The 13,937-nt window shown below is 32.9% G+C and carries 18 protein-coding genes; all 18 read left to right on the plus strand.

All coding sequences use genetic code 11. The features are described from left to right. The first annotated feature begins 4 nt into the window (after positions 1-4). The 18 genes from greA to CD036_RS01480 all read left to right on the plus strand — a co-directional run bounded on the left by greA (position 5) and on the right by CD036_RS01480 (position 13,810). A complete protein-coding gene (greA, locus tag CD036_RS01395) occupies positions 5-481 on the plus strand; it encodes a transcription elongation factor GreA (RefSeq protein WP_002510473.1) in 477 nt (158 codons plus the stop codon). Between the two features lie 314 nt (positions 482-795). Continuing rightward, positions 796-1,527 (plus strand): 5-oxoprolinase subunit PxpB, encoded by a 732-nt coding sequence (gene pxpB, locus CD036_RS01400; RefSeq protein ID WP_103387853.1) that lies wholly within the window; start codon positions 796-798, stop codon positions 1,525-1,527. Continuing rightward, positions 1,517-2,524: a 5-oxoprolinase subunit C family protein gene (locus CD036_RS01405; RefSeq protein WP_103387854.1), complete on the plus strand. Its 1,008-nt coding sequence runs from the start codon at positions 1,517-1,519 to the stop codon at positions 2,522-2,524. The genes pxpB and CD036_RS01405 overlap by 11 nt, the downstream gene beginning before the upstream one ends. Further along, positions 2,524-2,958 carry an acetyl-CoA carboxylase biotin carboxyl carrier protein gene (locus tag CD036_RS01410; protein ID WP_021459907.1) on the plus strand — a complete coding sequence of 145 codons (435 nt, stop codon included), beginning with the start codon at positions 2,524-2,526 and terminating at the stop codon, positions 2,956-2,958. Before CD036_RS01405 ends, CD036_RS01410 begins: the two co-directional genes overlap by 1 nt. Positions 2,959-2,986: 28 nt before the next feature. Continuing rightward, complete coding sequence (locus tag CD036_RS01415; protein WP_021459908.1) at positions 2,987-4,348, plus strand: acetyl-CoA carboxylase biotin carboxylase subunit; 1,362 nt, start codon at positions 2,987-2,989, stop codon at positions 4,346-4,348. Then, on the plus strand, positions 4,345-5,103 hold the full coding sequence (gene pxpA / locus CD036_RS01420) for a 5-oxoprolinase subunit PxpA (protein ID WP_103387855.1): 759 nt from the start codon (positions 4,345-4,347) through the stop codon (positions 5,101-5,103). The genes CD036_RS01415 and pxpA overlap by 4 nt, the downstream gene beginning before the upstream one ends. Positions 5,104-5,106: 3 nt before the next feature. Next, positions 5,107-6,339 (plus strand): NRAMP family divalent metal transporter, encoded by a 1,233-nt coding sequence (locus CD036_RS01425; protein WP_103387856.1) that lies wholly within the window; start codon positions 5,107-5,109, stop codon positions 6,337-6,339. A 568-nt stretch (positions 6,340-6,907) separates the two neighbouring features. Beyond that, positions 6,908-7,594 (plus strand): 5'-methylthioadenosine/S-adenosylhomocysteine nucleosidase, encoded by a 687-nt coding sequence (gene mtnN / locus CD036_RS01430; protein ID WP_002510480.1) that lies wholly within the window; start codon positions 6,908-6,910, stop codon positions 7,592-7,594. Between the two features lie 20 nt (positions 7,595-7,614). Further along, positions 7,615-8,142, plus strand: coding sequence for a YqeG family HAD IIIA-type phosphatase (locus tag CD036_RS01435; RefSeq protein ID WP_002510481.1), 528 nt, complete (start codon positions 7,615-7,617; stop codon positions 8,140-8,142). Further along, the gene (yqeH, locus tag CD036_RS01440; protein ID WP_103387857.1) at positions 8,143-9,249 is read left to right on the plus strand and encodes a ribosome biogenesis GTPase YqeH; all 1,107 of its coding nucleotides are present in this window, start codon (positions 8,143-8,145) and stop codon (positions 9,247-9,249) included. A 13-nt stretch (positions 9,250-9,262) separates the two neighbouring features. Then, positions 9,263-10,060, plus strand: a complete 798-nt coding sequence (gene aroE / locus CD036_RS01445) for a shikimate dehydrogenase (protein WP_002510483.1) — start codon at positions 9,263-9,265, stop codon at positions 10,058-10,060. Between the two features lie 12 nt (positions 10,061-10,072). Then, a complete protein-coding gene (yhbY, locus tag CD036_RS01450) occupies positions 10,073-10,363 on the plus strand; it encodes a ribosome assembly RNA-binding protein YhbY (RefSeq protein WP_002510484.1) in 291 nt (96 codons plus the stop codon). Then, entirely contained in the window at positions 10,363-10,935 is a 573-nt protein-coding gene (gene nadD, locus CD036_RS01455) for a nicotinate (nicotinamide) nucleotide adenylyltransferase (RefSeq protein ID WP_002510485.1), read from the plus strand. The genes yhbY and nadD overlap by 1 nt, the downstream gene beginning before the upstream one ends. Then, entirely contained in the window at positions 10,925-11,509 is a 585-nt protein-coding gene (gene yqeK / locus CD036_RS01460) for a bis(5'-nucleosyl)-tetraphosphatase (symmetrical) YqeK (RefSeq protein ID WP_002510486.1), read from the plus strand. The genes nadD and yqeK overlap by 11 nt, the downstream gene beginning before the upstream one ends. Next, complete coding sequence (rsfS, locus tag CD036_RS01465) at positions 11,510-11,863, plus strand: ribosome silencing factor (protein WP_103387858.1); 354 nt, start codon at positions 11,510-11,512, stop codon at positions 11,861-11,863. Between the two features lie 2 nt (positions 11,864-11,865). Continuing rightward, positions 11,866-12,582, plus strand: coding sequence for a class I SAM-dependent DNA methyltransferase (locus tag CD036_RS01470; RefSeq protein ID WP_103387859.1), 717 nt, complete (start codon positions 11,866-11,868; stop codon positions 12,580-12,582). Positions 12,583-12,630: 48 nt separating this feature from the next. Next, the gene (locus CD036_RS01475; protein WP_021459915.1) at positions 12,631-13,269 is read left to right on the plus strand and encodes a helix-hairpin-helix domain-containing protein; all 639 of its coding nucleotides are present in this window, start codon (positions 12,631-12,633) and stop codon (positions 13,267-13,269) included. A 79-nt stretch (positions 13,270-13,348) separates the two neighbouring features. After that, positions 13,349-13,810 (plus strand): ComE operon protein 2, encoded by a 462-nt coding sequence (locus CD036_RS01480; protein ID WP_002510490.1) that lies wholly within the window; start codon positions 13,349-13,351, stop codon positions 13,808-13,810. Positions 13,811-13,937: the final 127 nt, after the last annotated feature.

Consider the following 13,937-nt stretch of genomic DNA (forward strand, 5'->3'; position numbering starts at 1 on the left):
CATTATGGAAAATCAAAAGCAATATCCAATGACCCAAGAAGGTTATGACAAATTAGAAAATGAATTAGAAACATTAAAGACAGTTAAAAGACCAGAAGTAGTAGAAAAAATTAAAGTTGCACGTTCTTTTGGGGACTTATCTGAGAACTCAGAGTACGATGCAGCTAAAGATGAACAAGGTTTCATTGAACAAGATATTTTACGTATTGAAAATATGTTACGTAATGCTTTGATCATTGAAGATACAGGTGATAACAATCAAGTTCAAATTGGTAAAACAGTTACATTTGTAGAATTACCTGGTGATGAAGAAGAAAGTTACCAAATTGTAGGTTCAGCAGAAGCAGATGCATTTAACGGTAAAATCTCTAATGAATCACCAATGGCTAAAAGTTTAATTGGTAAAAAATTAGATGATGAAGTTCGTGTGGCATTACCTAATGGTGGCGAAATTAATGTTAAAATTGTAAATATTAAGTAAAAATAATGTAAAATTATAATAATACCCTGAAAACTTCACTGTTTTTAGGGTATTTTTGTGCAAAAAATGTAAAATTATATATGTACGGAATTGTTGTGATTTGTTAAATTGGTTTAGATAATAATTTAAAAAGAATTAGATTATTGTGCGACACTGTAATTATTAAACCTAAGAATATTAAACTATTAAATGGTTTTTGCTATTTAATTGATATATCAATTAAATAGTAAACAAAATAGAAAGTAAATGATATAATACAAAGGTATGACTGTAATTATCTGATAATTATAATAACTCAAGGGGGGGGTTTTTTATTGGAAACGAAAATTCTAAATGAACAAACTATTATTTATTATTTTCAAAATGAAATAAATCCAGAAATTTTTCAACATGTACAAGTAGCGACAGAGTATATTAAGCAACAAGATATTCCAGCAATTTTAGAAGTTATTCCTTCATATCGTGCTATCATGCTTACAATTGATATAACGAAGGATAAACCACAAAACATTATCAATCAGTTGCAACTCGATACGTTAAATCTAAATAATACTGAAGTTAATCAGCCAAAAAGAATTATTAATATTCCAGTGTGTTATGGAGGGGATTATGGTCCTGATTTGGAAGAAGTGGCTGCCGTACATAACCTATCTACAACACAAGTGATTGATTTACATACTAAAGAAGACTATTTGATATACTTACTTGGCTTTATGCCAGGCTTTCCATTTTTAGGTGGTTTAAGTTCTCAATTGCATACACCAAGAAGATCAGAACCGCGTACACAAATTCCAGCAGGTTCTGTAGGGATAGCTAATAATCAAACAGGGTTGTATCCTAAATCTTCACCCGGAGGATGGCAAATCATAGGACAAACACCAATTGAAGTTTTTAATATCGAACGACAACCCATGTGCTTGTATCAGCCAGGTGATTATATTCATTTTTATAGTATAACTACTGAAGAGTTTCAGCACATTGTCGAACAACAAAGCGCAGGTAATTATAACTACGAAGGGTTGGTGACATTAACTGATGAGTATTAAAATATTAAAGTCTGGACTCTTTTCAACGATACAAGATTTAGGTAGGTTTGGATTTCAGGATCAAGGATTTTCTATAGCTGGTGCAATGGATGAATATGCGTTCACTTTAGGTCAAAAGTTAATTGGAAATGAAGGACCTGCTATTGAATGTACATTAATTGGACCAACGATCGAATTTATGAGTGATAATACTATTGTAATAACAGGGGGTTGTTTTGATGCTAAATTAAATGATGTGAAAATTGCACATCAGACTGTTGTTGCAGTAAAAAAAGGTGACGTGCTTTCTTGCAATCAAGTATTACGAGGTGCTAGAGGGTATATTCTATTCGGTCGACCTTTAGCAATATCACAAATAGCTGGAAGCTATTCAACGCATACTAGAAGTAATATTGGTGGTTATAAAGGGCGTAAATTGAAAAAGAATGATGTCATTAACACAAAACAATGTAACCGCTATCAAGAACGTATAGGTTACTGCTATGAGGATGAAATCGTAAATTATGATGCGACGACAATACATATTGTAGAAGGACCACAATTCGAAGCATTTTCATCAACTGCGATTACAGATTTAGTAAGTACTGAATTTACTATTTCTGAAAATGCAGATCGTATGGGTTATCGTTTAAATGGTACAACCATTCAACCGCAACAATCAGCGGACATTATTTCTGAACCAGTAGCCTTGGGTAGTATTCAAGTTCCAAATGATGGTAATCCAATTATTTTATTAAATGATAAACAAACTGTAGGCGGTTATACCAAAATAGCTAATGTGTGTCAAAGTGATTTATCAATATTAGCGCACAAAAAACCTGGTGATAAATTAAATTTTCAATGGATTTCTATTAAAGAGGCTACTGACAAATTGATTGAACAAAAACAAAAATTTGCAGAAATACTAACATCTATTGATGAGCAACCACAATTTGATTTAACTCAAATGCGCAGAACTGCTACTAAAATCAATACATTATTAAAAGGGGAATTATAATGAAATTAGATCAAATAGAACAATTAATTAAACTTGTAAAAGAAAATGACGTTAAGAACTTCAAATATAAAGACCATTCCAGTGAAGTGGAAATCGACTTTACGTCACCACAACAAACAACAGGGACGCAGTATGCAACGATTGCTAATGAGGCGAATGACAACACTCAAGCAGCTACTCAAAATAATTCAACTGCAAGTCAAACAATTACAGCACCTATGGTTGGAACATTTTTCTTACAAGATGAAAAAGAACTTACTAATCCTTTAATACAAGTTGGTGACGAAGTTAAAAAAGGTGATGTCGTAGGTTATATAGAAGCTATGAAAGTTTTGAATGAAGTAACAAGTGAGGTAGAAGGTAAAATTTCAGAAATCACTGTCGAACATGGTGATAATGTAGAATACAATCAAGTTATTATCAAAGTGGATTAATTAACTTCTAGAAAAGGGGGCATTTGTGATGCATCGATGTTTAGTCGCAAATAGAGGCGAAATTGCAGTACGCATTATTCGTGCATGTCGAGAATTAGGTATAGAAACAGTGGCAGTTTATGCTGTAGGAGATGAGCAAAGTTTACATGTTAGTCTCGCTGATCAAGCAGTATGTATTGGAGAAGCAAACGCTTTAGATAGTTATTTGAATCAAGATAGAATTATTAGTGCAGCACAAATTACTGAGTCGACTGCAATTCATCCAGGCTATGGTTTCTTATCTGAAAGTCCTTCATTTGCGGATAAAGTAGAACAAAATGGCTTATATTTTATAGGACCAACTAAAGAAACAATGGAGTTGATGGGGGATAAAATTACAGCAAGACAAACTGTTGACGCAGCTAAAGTCCCAATTATACCAGGATCTAAAGGCGCTGTAGAATCACTTTCAGAAGTTGAAACGATTGCCTCAGATATTGGTTACCCACTCGTGTTAAAAGCCGCAAGTGGTGGTGGCGGTAAAGGGATTAGGATTGTTAAATCTAGAGATATGTTAGAAAAGTCTTTTAAAGAAGCTAAAAGTGAAGGTAAAAAGTATTTTGATGACGATCGTATTTATGTAGAAGCATTTATTCCTGTTGCAAAGCATGTAGAAGTACAAATTGTGGGAGATGGGGAGCAAAATTATGTACATTTAGGCGAACGTGATTGTTCTGTACAAAGAAAAAATCAAAAATTAATTGAAGAATCACCATGTGCAGCATTAAGTGATAAACGACGCCAACAAATATGTAATGATGCAGTAGCTGTGGCGCGAGCAGCTAATTATCGAAGTGCTGGTACAATAGAATTCTTGGTAACAGCAGATGATTATTATTTCATTGAAATGAATGCCAGAATTCAGGTTGAACATACAGTTACTGAAATGCGTACCGACACTGATTTGTTACAAACACAACTATATTTAATGCAATATAATAAATTGCCGTTCACTCAAGAAGATATTCGATTTAGTGGTCATGTAATAGAGGCACGTATTAATGCCGAAAATCCTGAACAAGGATTTCAACCTTCACCAGGGACAGTACAAGCATTACATTTACCTCAAGGCTTTAATGTGCGTGTAGATTCTTTACTTTATCAAGGTTATACTGTATCACCGCATTATGATTCTTTAGTAGCCAAAGTTATTATAAAAGCCGATAACAGATCATTGGCGATATCTAAACTTAAAGTTACATTAGATGAAATGGTAATAGATGGTTTTACTACAACAGCAGATTTTTTATATGCAGTTTTATCTTATCCTACATATGCGAATGGAAATGCTGAAGACGTTGATATTAAGTTTTTAGATAGACACCAAATTATAGGAGGTAGAAATTCATGAAAGTAGATTTAAATTGTGATTTAGGGGAATCATTTGGTAATTATACAATAGGTAATGACAATAATATTATACCAGTTATTACTTCAGCTAATATTGCTTGTGGTTTTCATGCAGGTGATGAAAATGTTATGTATCAAACGATTAAACTAGCAAAAGAAAATAATATAGGTATAGGAGCGCATCCGGGTTTACCAGATTTACAAGGATTTGGTAGACGTAATATGGATTTATCACTTTCAGAAATCTATAATTTAGTAGTTTATCAATTAGGTGCTTTATCTGCATTTTGTCAAACGCAGAATGTTAAATTGAACCATGTTAAACCTCATGGTGCGTTATACCAAATGGGGGCAAGAGATAGTGAAATTGCGCAAGCCATTGCACAAGCTGTATATGATGTAGATAATACGTTAATCTTTGTTGGGTTATCAAATACATTATTAATTTCAGAAGCTCAAAAAATTGGTTTACAAACTGCATCTGAAGTCTTTGCTGATCGCCGTTATGAGGAAAGTGGTCAACTTGTAAGTCGAAAAGAAAGTGATGCACTCATAACTGATACAAATGAAGCAATTGAACAAGTATTAAATATGGTGAAAAATCAAAAGGTAATTGCTAAAACTGGTAAGGAAATAGATATTCAAGCAGATACTATTTGTGTACATGGTGATGGTCAGAATGCTTTAGTTTTTGTTACGCAAATCCGAGAAAAGTTATCAAATGAAGGTATTTTGATAACTAAATTAGGGGGATAATTTATGGGAGAAAAATTAAAAAATGGTGAAACTGATGGTCAATTTACAAAAAATCATAAAAGACTGTTATTAGGTTCAGTCTTTTTAATGGCGACATCAGCTATTGGACCAGCCTTTCTAACACAAACTGCAGTATTTACTGCACAATTTGCTGCTAGCTTTGCTTTTGCCATTTTATTGTCGATATTAATTGATATCGGAGCACAAATTAACATTTGGCGAGTACTTATAGTAACTGGAAAAAGGGGTCAAGAGGTAGCCAATGATATAGTCAGTGGACTAGGCACATTTATATCCATTTTAATTGCCATAGGTGGGTTAGCATTTAATATAGGTAATATTGCTGGTGCTGGTTTAGGACTAAACGCCATTTTTGGCTTAGATATTAAGGTTGGAGCTGCAATTACTGCAATATTATCTATTACTATTTTCCTAAGTCGTAGTGGCCAAAAAATTATGGATGTAGTCACGATGTTTTTAGGTGTGCTTATGATAATTGTAGTGGCAATCGTAATGGTTAAAGCCAATCCACCTTATGGATATGCATTAACGCATATGATTGTACCTGAAAATCCATTGGCATTAGTGTTACCGATTATTACACTGGTAGGAGGAACTGTAGGTGGTTACATTACTTTCGCTGGGGCACATAGAATATTAGATTCTGGTATTAAAGGAAAAGCCTTTTTACCGTTTGTGAACAAAGCTGCAGTGGCCGGTATCTTAACTACTGGAGTACTAAGAACACTTCTATTTTTAGGTGTATTAGGTGTGGTTGTCACTGGTGTAACGCTTAGTTCAGAAAATCCTCCTGCATCAGTTTTTGAACACGTGCTAGGGCCAATAGGGAAAAATATTTTTGGTGTAGTATTGTTTGCTGCAGCCATGTCATCAGTTATTGGTTCAGCGTATACGAGTTCAACATTTTTAAAAACTTTACACAAATCATTATATACAAAGAGTAATTTAATGGTTATTCTATTTATTGTTGTATCAACTATTATTTTCCTATTCTTAGGTAAGCCAGTAACATTATTAATTGTTGCAGGCGCGTTAAATGGTTTAATTTTACCAATTACACTCGGTACAATTTTAATTGCGAGTAAGCGTAAATCAATTGTTGGTGATTATAAACACCCTACGTGGATGCTTGTTTTCGGTATTATCGCAGTTATTGTAACGGTGGTAACAGGTATTTACTCATTACAAAGTTTAAGCACGCTGTTTGGAATGTAAAGTTAGGATCAATATATGTATAAGCGTAAATTCAACACCGACTATTTGTTGAATTTACGCTTTTCTTATTTACACCATTACTAAAATGATAATAGTACATAAATATTATCTATAGCCGATTAAATGAAAATAACTTGTTGGCAGTTTTTTGTGTACACTTTCCGCAGCCACTGACTTAGCCTGTAGTTTTTGCTAGTGGTCTTCCCGTAGGAGTCGCTTCAATTCACTGCTAATGTTAAACTGAAAAATTATAATATATAAATTAAACAAAGGCGGTGTTTATCATATTAAATAAATCAACTGACAAAATAAAAGATGTTTAGCTTATTAGTTGATGGGTATTAACTAGTAGACAATAATTTTATACTTTCATTTTGTGCGAACGTCATTCAAAATACAGAATGGCGTTTTTATTTGCTATTATTAAATTGCAATAAAATATTAGGATATACGTATATATTTGCAGTGTATTACTTGGAGATTATGTATTTCAAATCTTTGTATCGAGCATTCAAATGAAATGTGATAAAATAGCAAAGGCTATGAATTTACAATGAGGTGACTTATAATGATAGGTATAATTGGCGCAATGGAAGAAGAAGTTGCGATATTAAAAAATAACTTAGTGAACTTAAGTGAGATAACTGTAGGTCACGTGAAATTTTATAAAGGTTTATTAAACAATAAGGAAGTAGTTTTGTCTCAAAGTGGTATAGGTAAAGTGAACGTTGCAATTTCTACTACTTTATTGATTGAAAAGTTTCATCCGGACATGATTATCAATACTGGTTCAGCTGGAGCATTAGATGAACATTTATCAGTAGGTGATGTTGTAGTTAGTAGTGATGTTGCATATCATGATGCAGATGCAACTGCTTTTGGTTACGAGTTTGGACAAATTCCACAAATGCCATTAACGTTTACTGCTGATGACAGGCTGTTGACACTTGCAGAGAATGCTATTAACGCTATTCAACATACTGCTAAGACCGGATTAATAGTTAGTGGTGATAGTTTTATTGGTTCTACTACACAAAAACAAAAAATAAAACAACAATTTCCAGAAGCGTTGGCTGTAGAAATGGAAGCCACAGCAATTGCTCAAACTTGTTATCAATTTAACGTACCTTTCATTATTACACGTGCTATATCAGATTTAGCAAATGGTGATGCAGGTATTTCATTTGATGAATTTTTAAAAACTGCTGCTGTATCGTCAAGTAATATGGTAGAATGTTTGATTAAATCAATTTAATAATAAAGGTGAATTTAATTATGGGGATATTTAAAAAGTATTTTATGCCAAACGAATATGTAAAATCAATTTTTCAAATTGATATTGCAAAATTAGCTGAAAGTGGCGTAAAAGGTATTATAACTGACTTAGATAATACACTAGTAGGTTGGGATGTTGAAGAACCAACTGAAGAGGTAAAGGCATGGTTTCAAAAAGCAAAAAAGCATGGTATCACGGTAACAATCGTATCTAACAATAATGAACGTCGTGTAGCTGAATTTGCCAAACCATTAGAAGTAGACTGTATTTTTAAAGCTCGTAAACCAAGAGGTAAAGCATTTAATCGTGCTACTAAACAAATGGCATTACAACCAGATGAAGTTGTAGTGATTGGTGATCAAATGTTGACTGATGTATTCGGAGGCAAACGACGTGGCTTATTTACAATAATGGTAGTACCTGTTAAACAAACAGATGGATTTGTAACTAAATTTAACCGCATTATTGAACGTAGATTATTACAACATTTCAGAAAAAAAGGATACATTACATGGGAGGAAAATTGATTGAGTGAATTAGACGAACTTAAATGTATAGGTTGTGGCGCACCATTGCAATCTGACAATCCAGAAGCGGCAGGCTATGTCCCAGAACATAATTTATTTCGAGAAGATGTTATTTGTAAACGTTGTTTCCGATTGAAAAATTATAACGAAGTGCAAGATGTCGGTATGAATAGTGATGATTTCCTAAACTTATTAAATGGCTTAGCAGATAAAAAAGGCATTATTGTTAATGTTGTCGATGTTTTTGATTTTGAAGGTTCATTTATCAATGCGCTAAAACGCATTGTTGGTAATAAAAAAGTTATACTAGTAGCAAACAAATTAGATTTATTACCTAAACAAATTAATAAGCGTCGAGTGACAGAATGGTTAAAGAAAACAGCACGAAAATATGGACTTGAAGCGGAAACAGTTGTTCTAATATCGGCTGAGAAAGGCTGGGGTATTGACGATTTAATGCAGGCTATTGAGTCACATCGTAATCAACAAGATGTTTATATCGTGGGCACTACAAATGTAGGTAAATCTACATTGATAAATAAATTAATTGAACAAAGTGTCGGTGAAAAGGATACAGTAACAACATCTCGTTTCCCAGGTACAACGCTTGATATGATTGATATACCACTGGATGAAACTTCATTTATGTTTGATACGCCAGGTATTATACAAGAACATCAAATGACACATTTTGTTAGTGATAAAGAATTAAAAACAATAATGCCTAAAAATGAAGTAAAACAACGTGTTTATCAATTAAATGAAGGACAAACACTATTTTTTGGTGGGTTGGCACGTATTGACTATGTTGTTGGTGGTAAACGACCATTAATTTGTTATTTTTCCAATAATTTAAAAATCCATAGAACTAAAACAGAAAAGGCGAACGACTTATGGAGAAATCAACTAGGTTCAGTACTAACACCACCAAGTGATCCGACACAATTTGATTTGGATAATGTTAAAGCCGTTAGATTAGAAACTGGTAAAGAAAAACGTGATGTAATGATTGCTGGTCTAGGTTTTATTACTATAGATGCTGGTGCTAAAGTTATTGTGAGAGTACCTAAAAATGTAGATGTGATATTAAGAAATTCAATAATGTAAGGTGTGATTAACATTGAAGTTTGCAGTAATTGGAAGTCCTATCGAACACTCATTATCACCTGTAATGCATAATGCCAATTTTAAGGCGGTTGGTGATCAACACACTTACGATGCATTACGCATTGATCCTCAGCACTTTCATTCAATCAAAGAAATAATTAAGGAACAGGGTTTAGATGGCTTTAATGTTACAATTCCGCATAAAGAAAGTATTCTTCCTTATTTAGATGAAATTGATGAACAAGCCGAAACGGTGGGTGCAGTTAATACCGTGTTAATCCAAGACGATAAATGGATTGGCTATAATACAGATGGTATCGGTTATGTAAAATCTTTAAAAGAGGTTTATCCCGATTTAGAAAATGCATATATTTTAATTTTAGGGGCAGGTGGCGCAAGTAAAGGCATTACAAATGAATTAATAAAATACGTCAATCCTAAAATTACAGTTGCTAATAGAACATTATCCCGCTTTGATCATTGGAATTTAGATGTCAATACTGCCTCATTAGTAGATGTTGAACCAGTGTTGTCAGAGTTTGATATAATTATCAATACAACACCTGCAGGTATGGATGATAATTTAGAATTACCTATTCATTTAGATTATTTATCACCACAAACACTTGTGAGTGATATTGTTTATGTGCCGTTTAAAACGCCTATTCTAGCTGCTGCCGAACAAAAAGGAAACCCAATTCATAATGGTTTAGATATGTTTGTGTATCAAGGAGCAGAAAGCTACAAAATATGGACACAACAACAACCAAATTATGATGTTATGAGAAGTACAGTACTAAATTATTTATAAAGGAGCATATCTATGCTAACTGGAAAACAAAAAAGATTTTTAAGAAGTAAAGCACATAATATTGATCCAACGTTTCAAATTGGTAAAGCAGGTGTTAACGACAATATGGTCGCACAAATTGCTGAACTGTTAGAAAAACGTGAATTAATAAAAGTTCATATTTTACAAAATAACTTTGAAGATAAAAATGATTTAGCACAAGAGCTTAGTGATGCTACAGGTAGCCAAATTGTCCAAGTCATTGGGTCTATGATTGTTCTTTATAAAGAATCTGAAGAAAACAAGCAAATCAATCTACCATAATGACACAATCAATTGTGATTTATGGTGGACAATTTAACCCAATTCATCTTGGTCATATGATAGTTGCTAGCGAAGTGTATGCACATATTAAACCTGCTAAATTTTATTTTATTCCTAGTTTTATGTCTCCATTAAAAAGCCATAATGACTATTTAGATGCATCATTGCGAACAAAAATGATTAAACTTGCCATCGAAGACTTAGGTTTTGGTGAAATTTGTTATGATGAAATAGAACGTCAAGGTCAAAGTTATACTTACGATACTATTATGGAAATTAAAAAGAACCATCCGTTAAGTAAACTTTATGTAGTAATTGGCACAGATCAATACGAACAACTAAATAAATGGTATAAAATAGATGAATTAAAATTATATATAACCTTTATTATTGTAAATAGAGATACATCAACACAAGAAGTCGCGTCTGACATGGTTGCACTAAATATCCCACGTGTAGATATTAGTTCAACCATGATTAGAAACCGCGTCAAAGATAACCAGTCAATTAAAATGCTAGTATCTAATAGTGTTGAGCGTTTTATCAGAGGGGAAGGATTGTATGAAAATTGAACAAGCAGTTGCATTAATTAAAGACAAATTACCAGAAAAACGAGTGACTCATTCACTCAATGTTGCTGAGACAGCTGTAAAATTAGCTGAAATTTATGATGGCGATGCCCAAAAAGCTGAGCTTGCCGGAGTATTACATGATTATTGTAAGTATGATGATTTAGGTACAATGTATCAAATTGTCACATCACGTGGTTTAGATAGTAATTTATTAAGCTATGGTGTTGAAATTTTACATGGCCCTGTAGCAGCTTTAATCATGCAAGAAACATTTGGTATAGACGACGAAGAAGTGCTACTAGCTATTAAAAATCACACAACTGGCAGAGCTCAGATGACTAAAACAGAAAAATTAGTATTTATTGCTGATTATATCGAACCAGGTAGACAGACCCCAGGCGTTGAAGAAATTAGAGAATTAGCATACAATCAAGGTAGCTTAGATAAAACCATTTATGAAATTTCTAAGCGTACAGTGTTATATTTAATCAGTAAAGATATTAATGTTTATGACGCTACCATTGCATGCTTGAATTATTACAATTATAGTGACGAAAGAGTAAAGGATGATTAAATGAATTCAAATCAATTATTAAACATTGCTGTCGAAGCAACAGAAAACAAAAAAGCAGAAGATATTATTTCAATTAACATGAAAGAAATTAGTGATATGACTGATTATTTCGTAGTCTGCCACGGAAATAATGAAAGACAAGTGCAATCAATAGCTAAAGCCGTTAAAGATAGCGCACAAGAAGCTGAAATTGAAGTGAAACGCATGGAGGGCTATAACGAAGCAAGATGGGTCCTTATCGATTTAGCAGATGTTGTTGTTCATATTTTCCATAAAGATGAGCGTGATTATTATAATGTTGAGAAATTGTATCGAGATGCTCCTATCGAAACGTACAGACAGGCTGTTTATTAATTATGGTCCAATACGAGGAATTGAGTTTATTTTATGATCAATTAACATTTGATCAACCCTATGAGTCTTGGCTAGCAATAGTCAATCAATTTTCTAATGATAAGCAATCAATTCTAGATATTGGTTGTGGAACGGGTAGTTTAACAAGCTTATTAACTGAATTTGATCAAGTCACTGGTATGGATTTGAGTATCGATATGTTAAGTTTAGCCTCATCAAAATCACAAAGTGTAAATTGGATAGAAGGTGATATGACCGATTTTAATTTAAATCAGTCATTCAGCGTCATTTCAATATTTTGTGACTCATTAAATTATTTAACTAGTAAGGCAGAAGTCCAATTTACTTTTGAACACGTTTATCAACATTTATCACCTGATGGTGTGTTTATGTTTGACGTTCATACCATTTATAAAATGCAAACGCTTTTCAATAACCAAAGTTATATTAATGAAACAGCAGATGTGTTTTTAGGATGGGACGCAGTAGTAGGAGAAGAACCTTACAGTGTATGGCATGATATGACGTTTTTTGTGAGCCAAACAAATGGCGTTTATAAGAGGTTTGATGAATCACATTATCAACGTTCTTTTGAAGAAGCTGAATATCGACATTTATTACAAGCTGCAGGCTTCACAAATATATCGACATTCGTAGATTTTGATACAACGAATCACAGTGAAGAAGGCTACAGACTATTTTTCATTGTTCGTAAATAAAGTAAAATCACTCCTTTGTACGTGTATTGTATAAAGGAGTGATTTTATATGTTAAAACGATTTGAACAACTGAAGTTGTGGATTATCGATAGAATAATTTATGTCGTAGGTGCATTTTTATTATGTTTTTTTATTGGTGTGTTGTTAGTTAAAGTATATTCCACACCATCGCAATCAAAAGAAGTTGTTCATCCTTCGCATATTAATGATAAGGCTAAAGAAGTTAAGTCAAATTCTGCTGTCTCTAATTCAAAAGGAAATGAGTTTATTTATGTTGATATAAAAGGATCCGTTGAAAAGCCTAATGTCTATAAAATGAGATCTTCTGATAGAGTAAAGCAGTTATTAGAAAAAGCAGTGCCGACAACGGATGCTGATTTGAATCAAATTAACCTTGCCGAAAAATTAATAGATCAAAAATTAATCATTATTCCTCGAAAAGGGGAAATAACAACAAATATAGCTACACAGTTTAAGACAGATAAAAGCAATCAACAACAAGTAAATCTCAATACTGCAACCGAAGAAGAATTGAAAAATGTCAATGGTATTGGACCGGCTAAAGCACAAGCTATTATTGAATATCGAACTAATAATGGTCCTTTTGAGAGTGTTGAACAATTAAAAGAAATCAGAGGCATTGGTGACAAAACATTCGAAAGATTACAAAGCGAATTTACCGTTTAATAATGTTGCATAATTAAGGTATACAAATTAATCTATAATTAATGATAAATTATACATATAAATTGGAGGCGCTCAAATAATGGAACGAATCAAATGGGAAGAGTATTTCATGGCACAAAGTCAATTATTAGCATTACGTTCTACGTGCGAAAGATTATCGGTAGGTGCAACAATTGTTAAAGATAATAGAATTATTGCAGGTGGCTATAATGGTTCTGTGGCAGGGGAAGTACATTGCATTGATGAAGGATGCTTAATAGAAGATGGTCATTGTATTAGAACAATTCATGCTGAAATGAATGCTTTGTTGCAATGTGCCAAACAAGGTGTGTCGTCAGCAGGAGCAACTATTTATGTCACACATTTTCCTTGTCTCAATTGTACAAAATCAATTATTCAAGCTGGCATCACAACAATTTATTATGCTGAAGATTATCATAATCATCATTACGCTATACAACTTCTTGAACAAGAGGGTATTGAGTATAAAAAAATACCATTTAATCAACAACATGTGGCTCAATACTTATTGAATAACTAATTTTATGCTTTATGTTGCCGTTAGTTTTTTAATAGGTATAATGTGGCTACATATTAAAAGCTTAGCGATATTTCTTTTTCTATTGTCTCTATTTATACTCTATCGAAAAAAGCAACATCTTTTTGTA

The sequence above is a fragment of the Staphylococcus arlettae genome (genome assembly GCF_002902345.1).
Classification (GTDB): Bacteria; Bacillota; Bacilli; order Staphylococcales; family Staphylococcaceae; genus Staphylococcus; species Staphylococcus arlettae.

Coding starts and splice junctions, on each gene's coding strand:
- CD036_RS01480 (WP_002510490.1), top strand. CDS start 13,349: ATGGAACGAATCAAATGGGAAGAGTATTTCATGGCACAAAGTCAATTA.
- CD036_RS01410 (WP_021459907.1), top strand. CDS start 2,524: ATGAAATTAGATCAAATAGAACAATTAATTAAACTTGTAAAAGAAAAT.
- yhbY (WP_002510484.1), top strand. CDS start 10,073: ATGCTAACTGGAAAACAAAAAAGATTTTTAAGAAGTAAAGCACATAAT.
- nadD (WP_002510485.1), top strand. CDS start 10,363: ATGACACAATCAATTGTGATTTATGGTGGACAATTTAACCCAATTCAT.
- mtnN (WP_002510480.1), top strand. CDS start 6,908: ATGATAGGTATAATTGGCGCAATGGAAGAAGAAGTTGCGATATTAAAA.
- greA (WP_002510473.1), top strand. CDS start 5: ATGGAAAATCAAAAGCAATATCCAATGACCCAAGAAGGTTATGACAAA.
- CD036_RS01475 (WP_021459915.1), top strand. CDS start 12,631: ATGTTAAAACGATTTGAACAACTGAAGTTGTGGATTATCGATAGAATA.
- CD036_RS01425 (WP_103387856.1), top strand. CDS start 5,107: ATGGGAGAAAAATTAAAAAATGGTGAAACTGATGGTCAATTTACAAAA.
- pxpA (WP_103387855.1), top strand. CDS start 4,345: ATGAAAGTAGATTTAAATTGTGATTTAGGGGAATCATTTGGTAATTAT.
- CD036_RS01435 (WP_002510481.1), top strand. CDS start 7,615: ATGGGGATATTTAAAAAGTATTTTATGCCAAACGAATATGTAAAATCA.
- rsfS (WP_103387858.1), top strand. CDS start 11,510: ATGAATTCAAATCAATTATTAAACATTGCTGTCGAAGCAACAGAAAAC.
- CD036_RS01415 (WP_021459908.1), top strand. CDS start 2,987: ATGCATCGATGTTTAGTCGCAAATAGAGGCGAAATTGCAGTACGCATT.
- CD036_RS01405 (WP_103387854.1), top strand. CDS start 1,517: ATGAGTATTAAAATATTAAAGTCTGGACTCTTTTCAACGATACAAGAT.
- yqeK (WP_002510486.1), top strand. CDS start 10,925: ATGAAAATTGAACAAGCAGTTGCATTAATTAAAGACAAATTACCAGAA.
- CD036_RS01470 (WP_103387859.1), top strand. CDS start 11,866: ATGGTCCAATACGAGGAATTGAGTTTATTTTATGATCAATTAACATTT.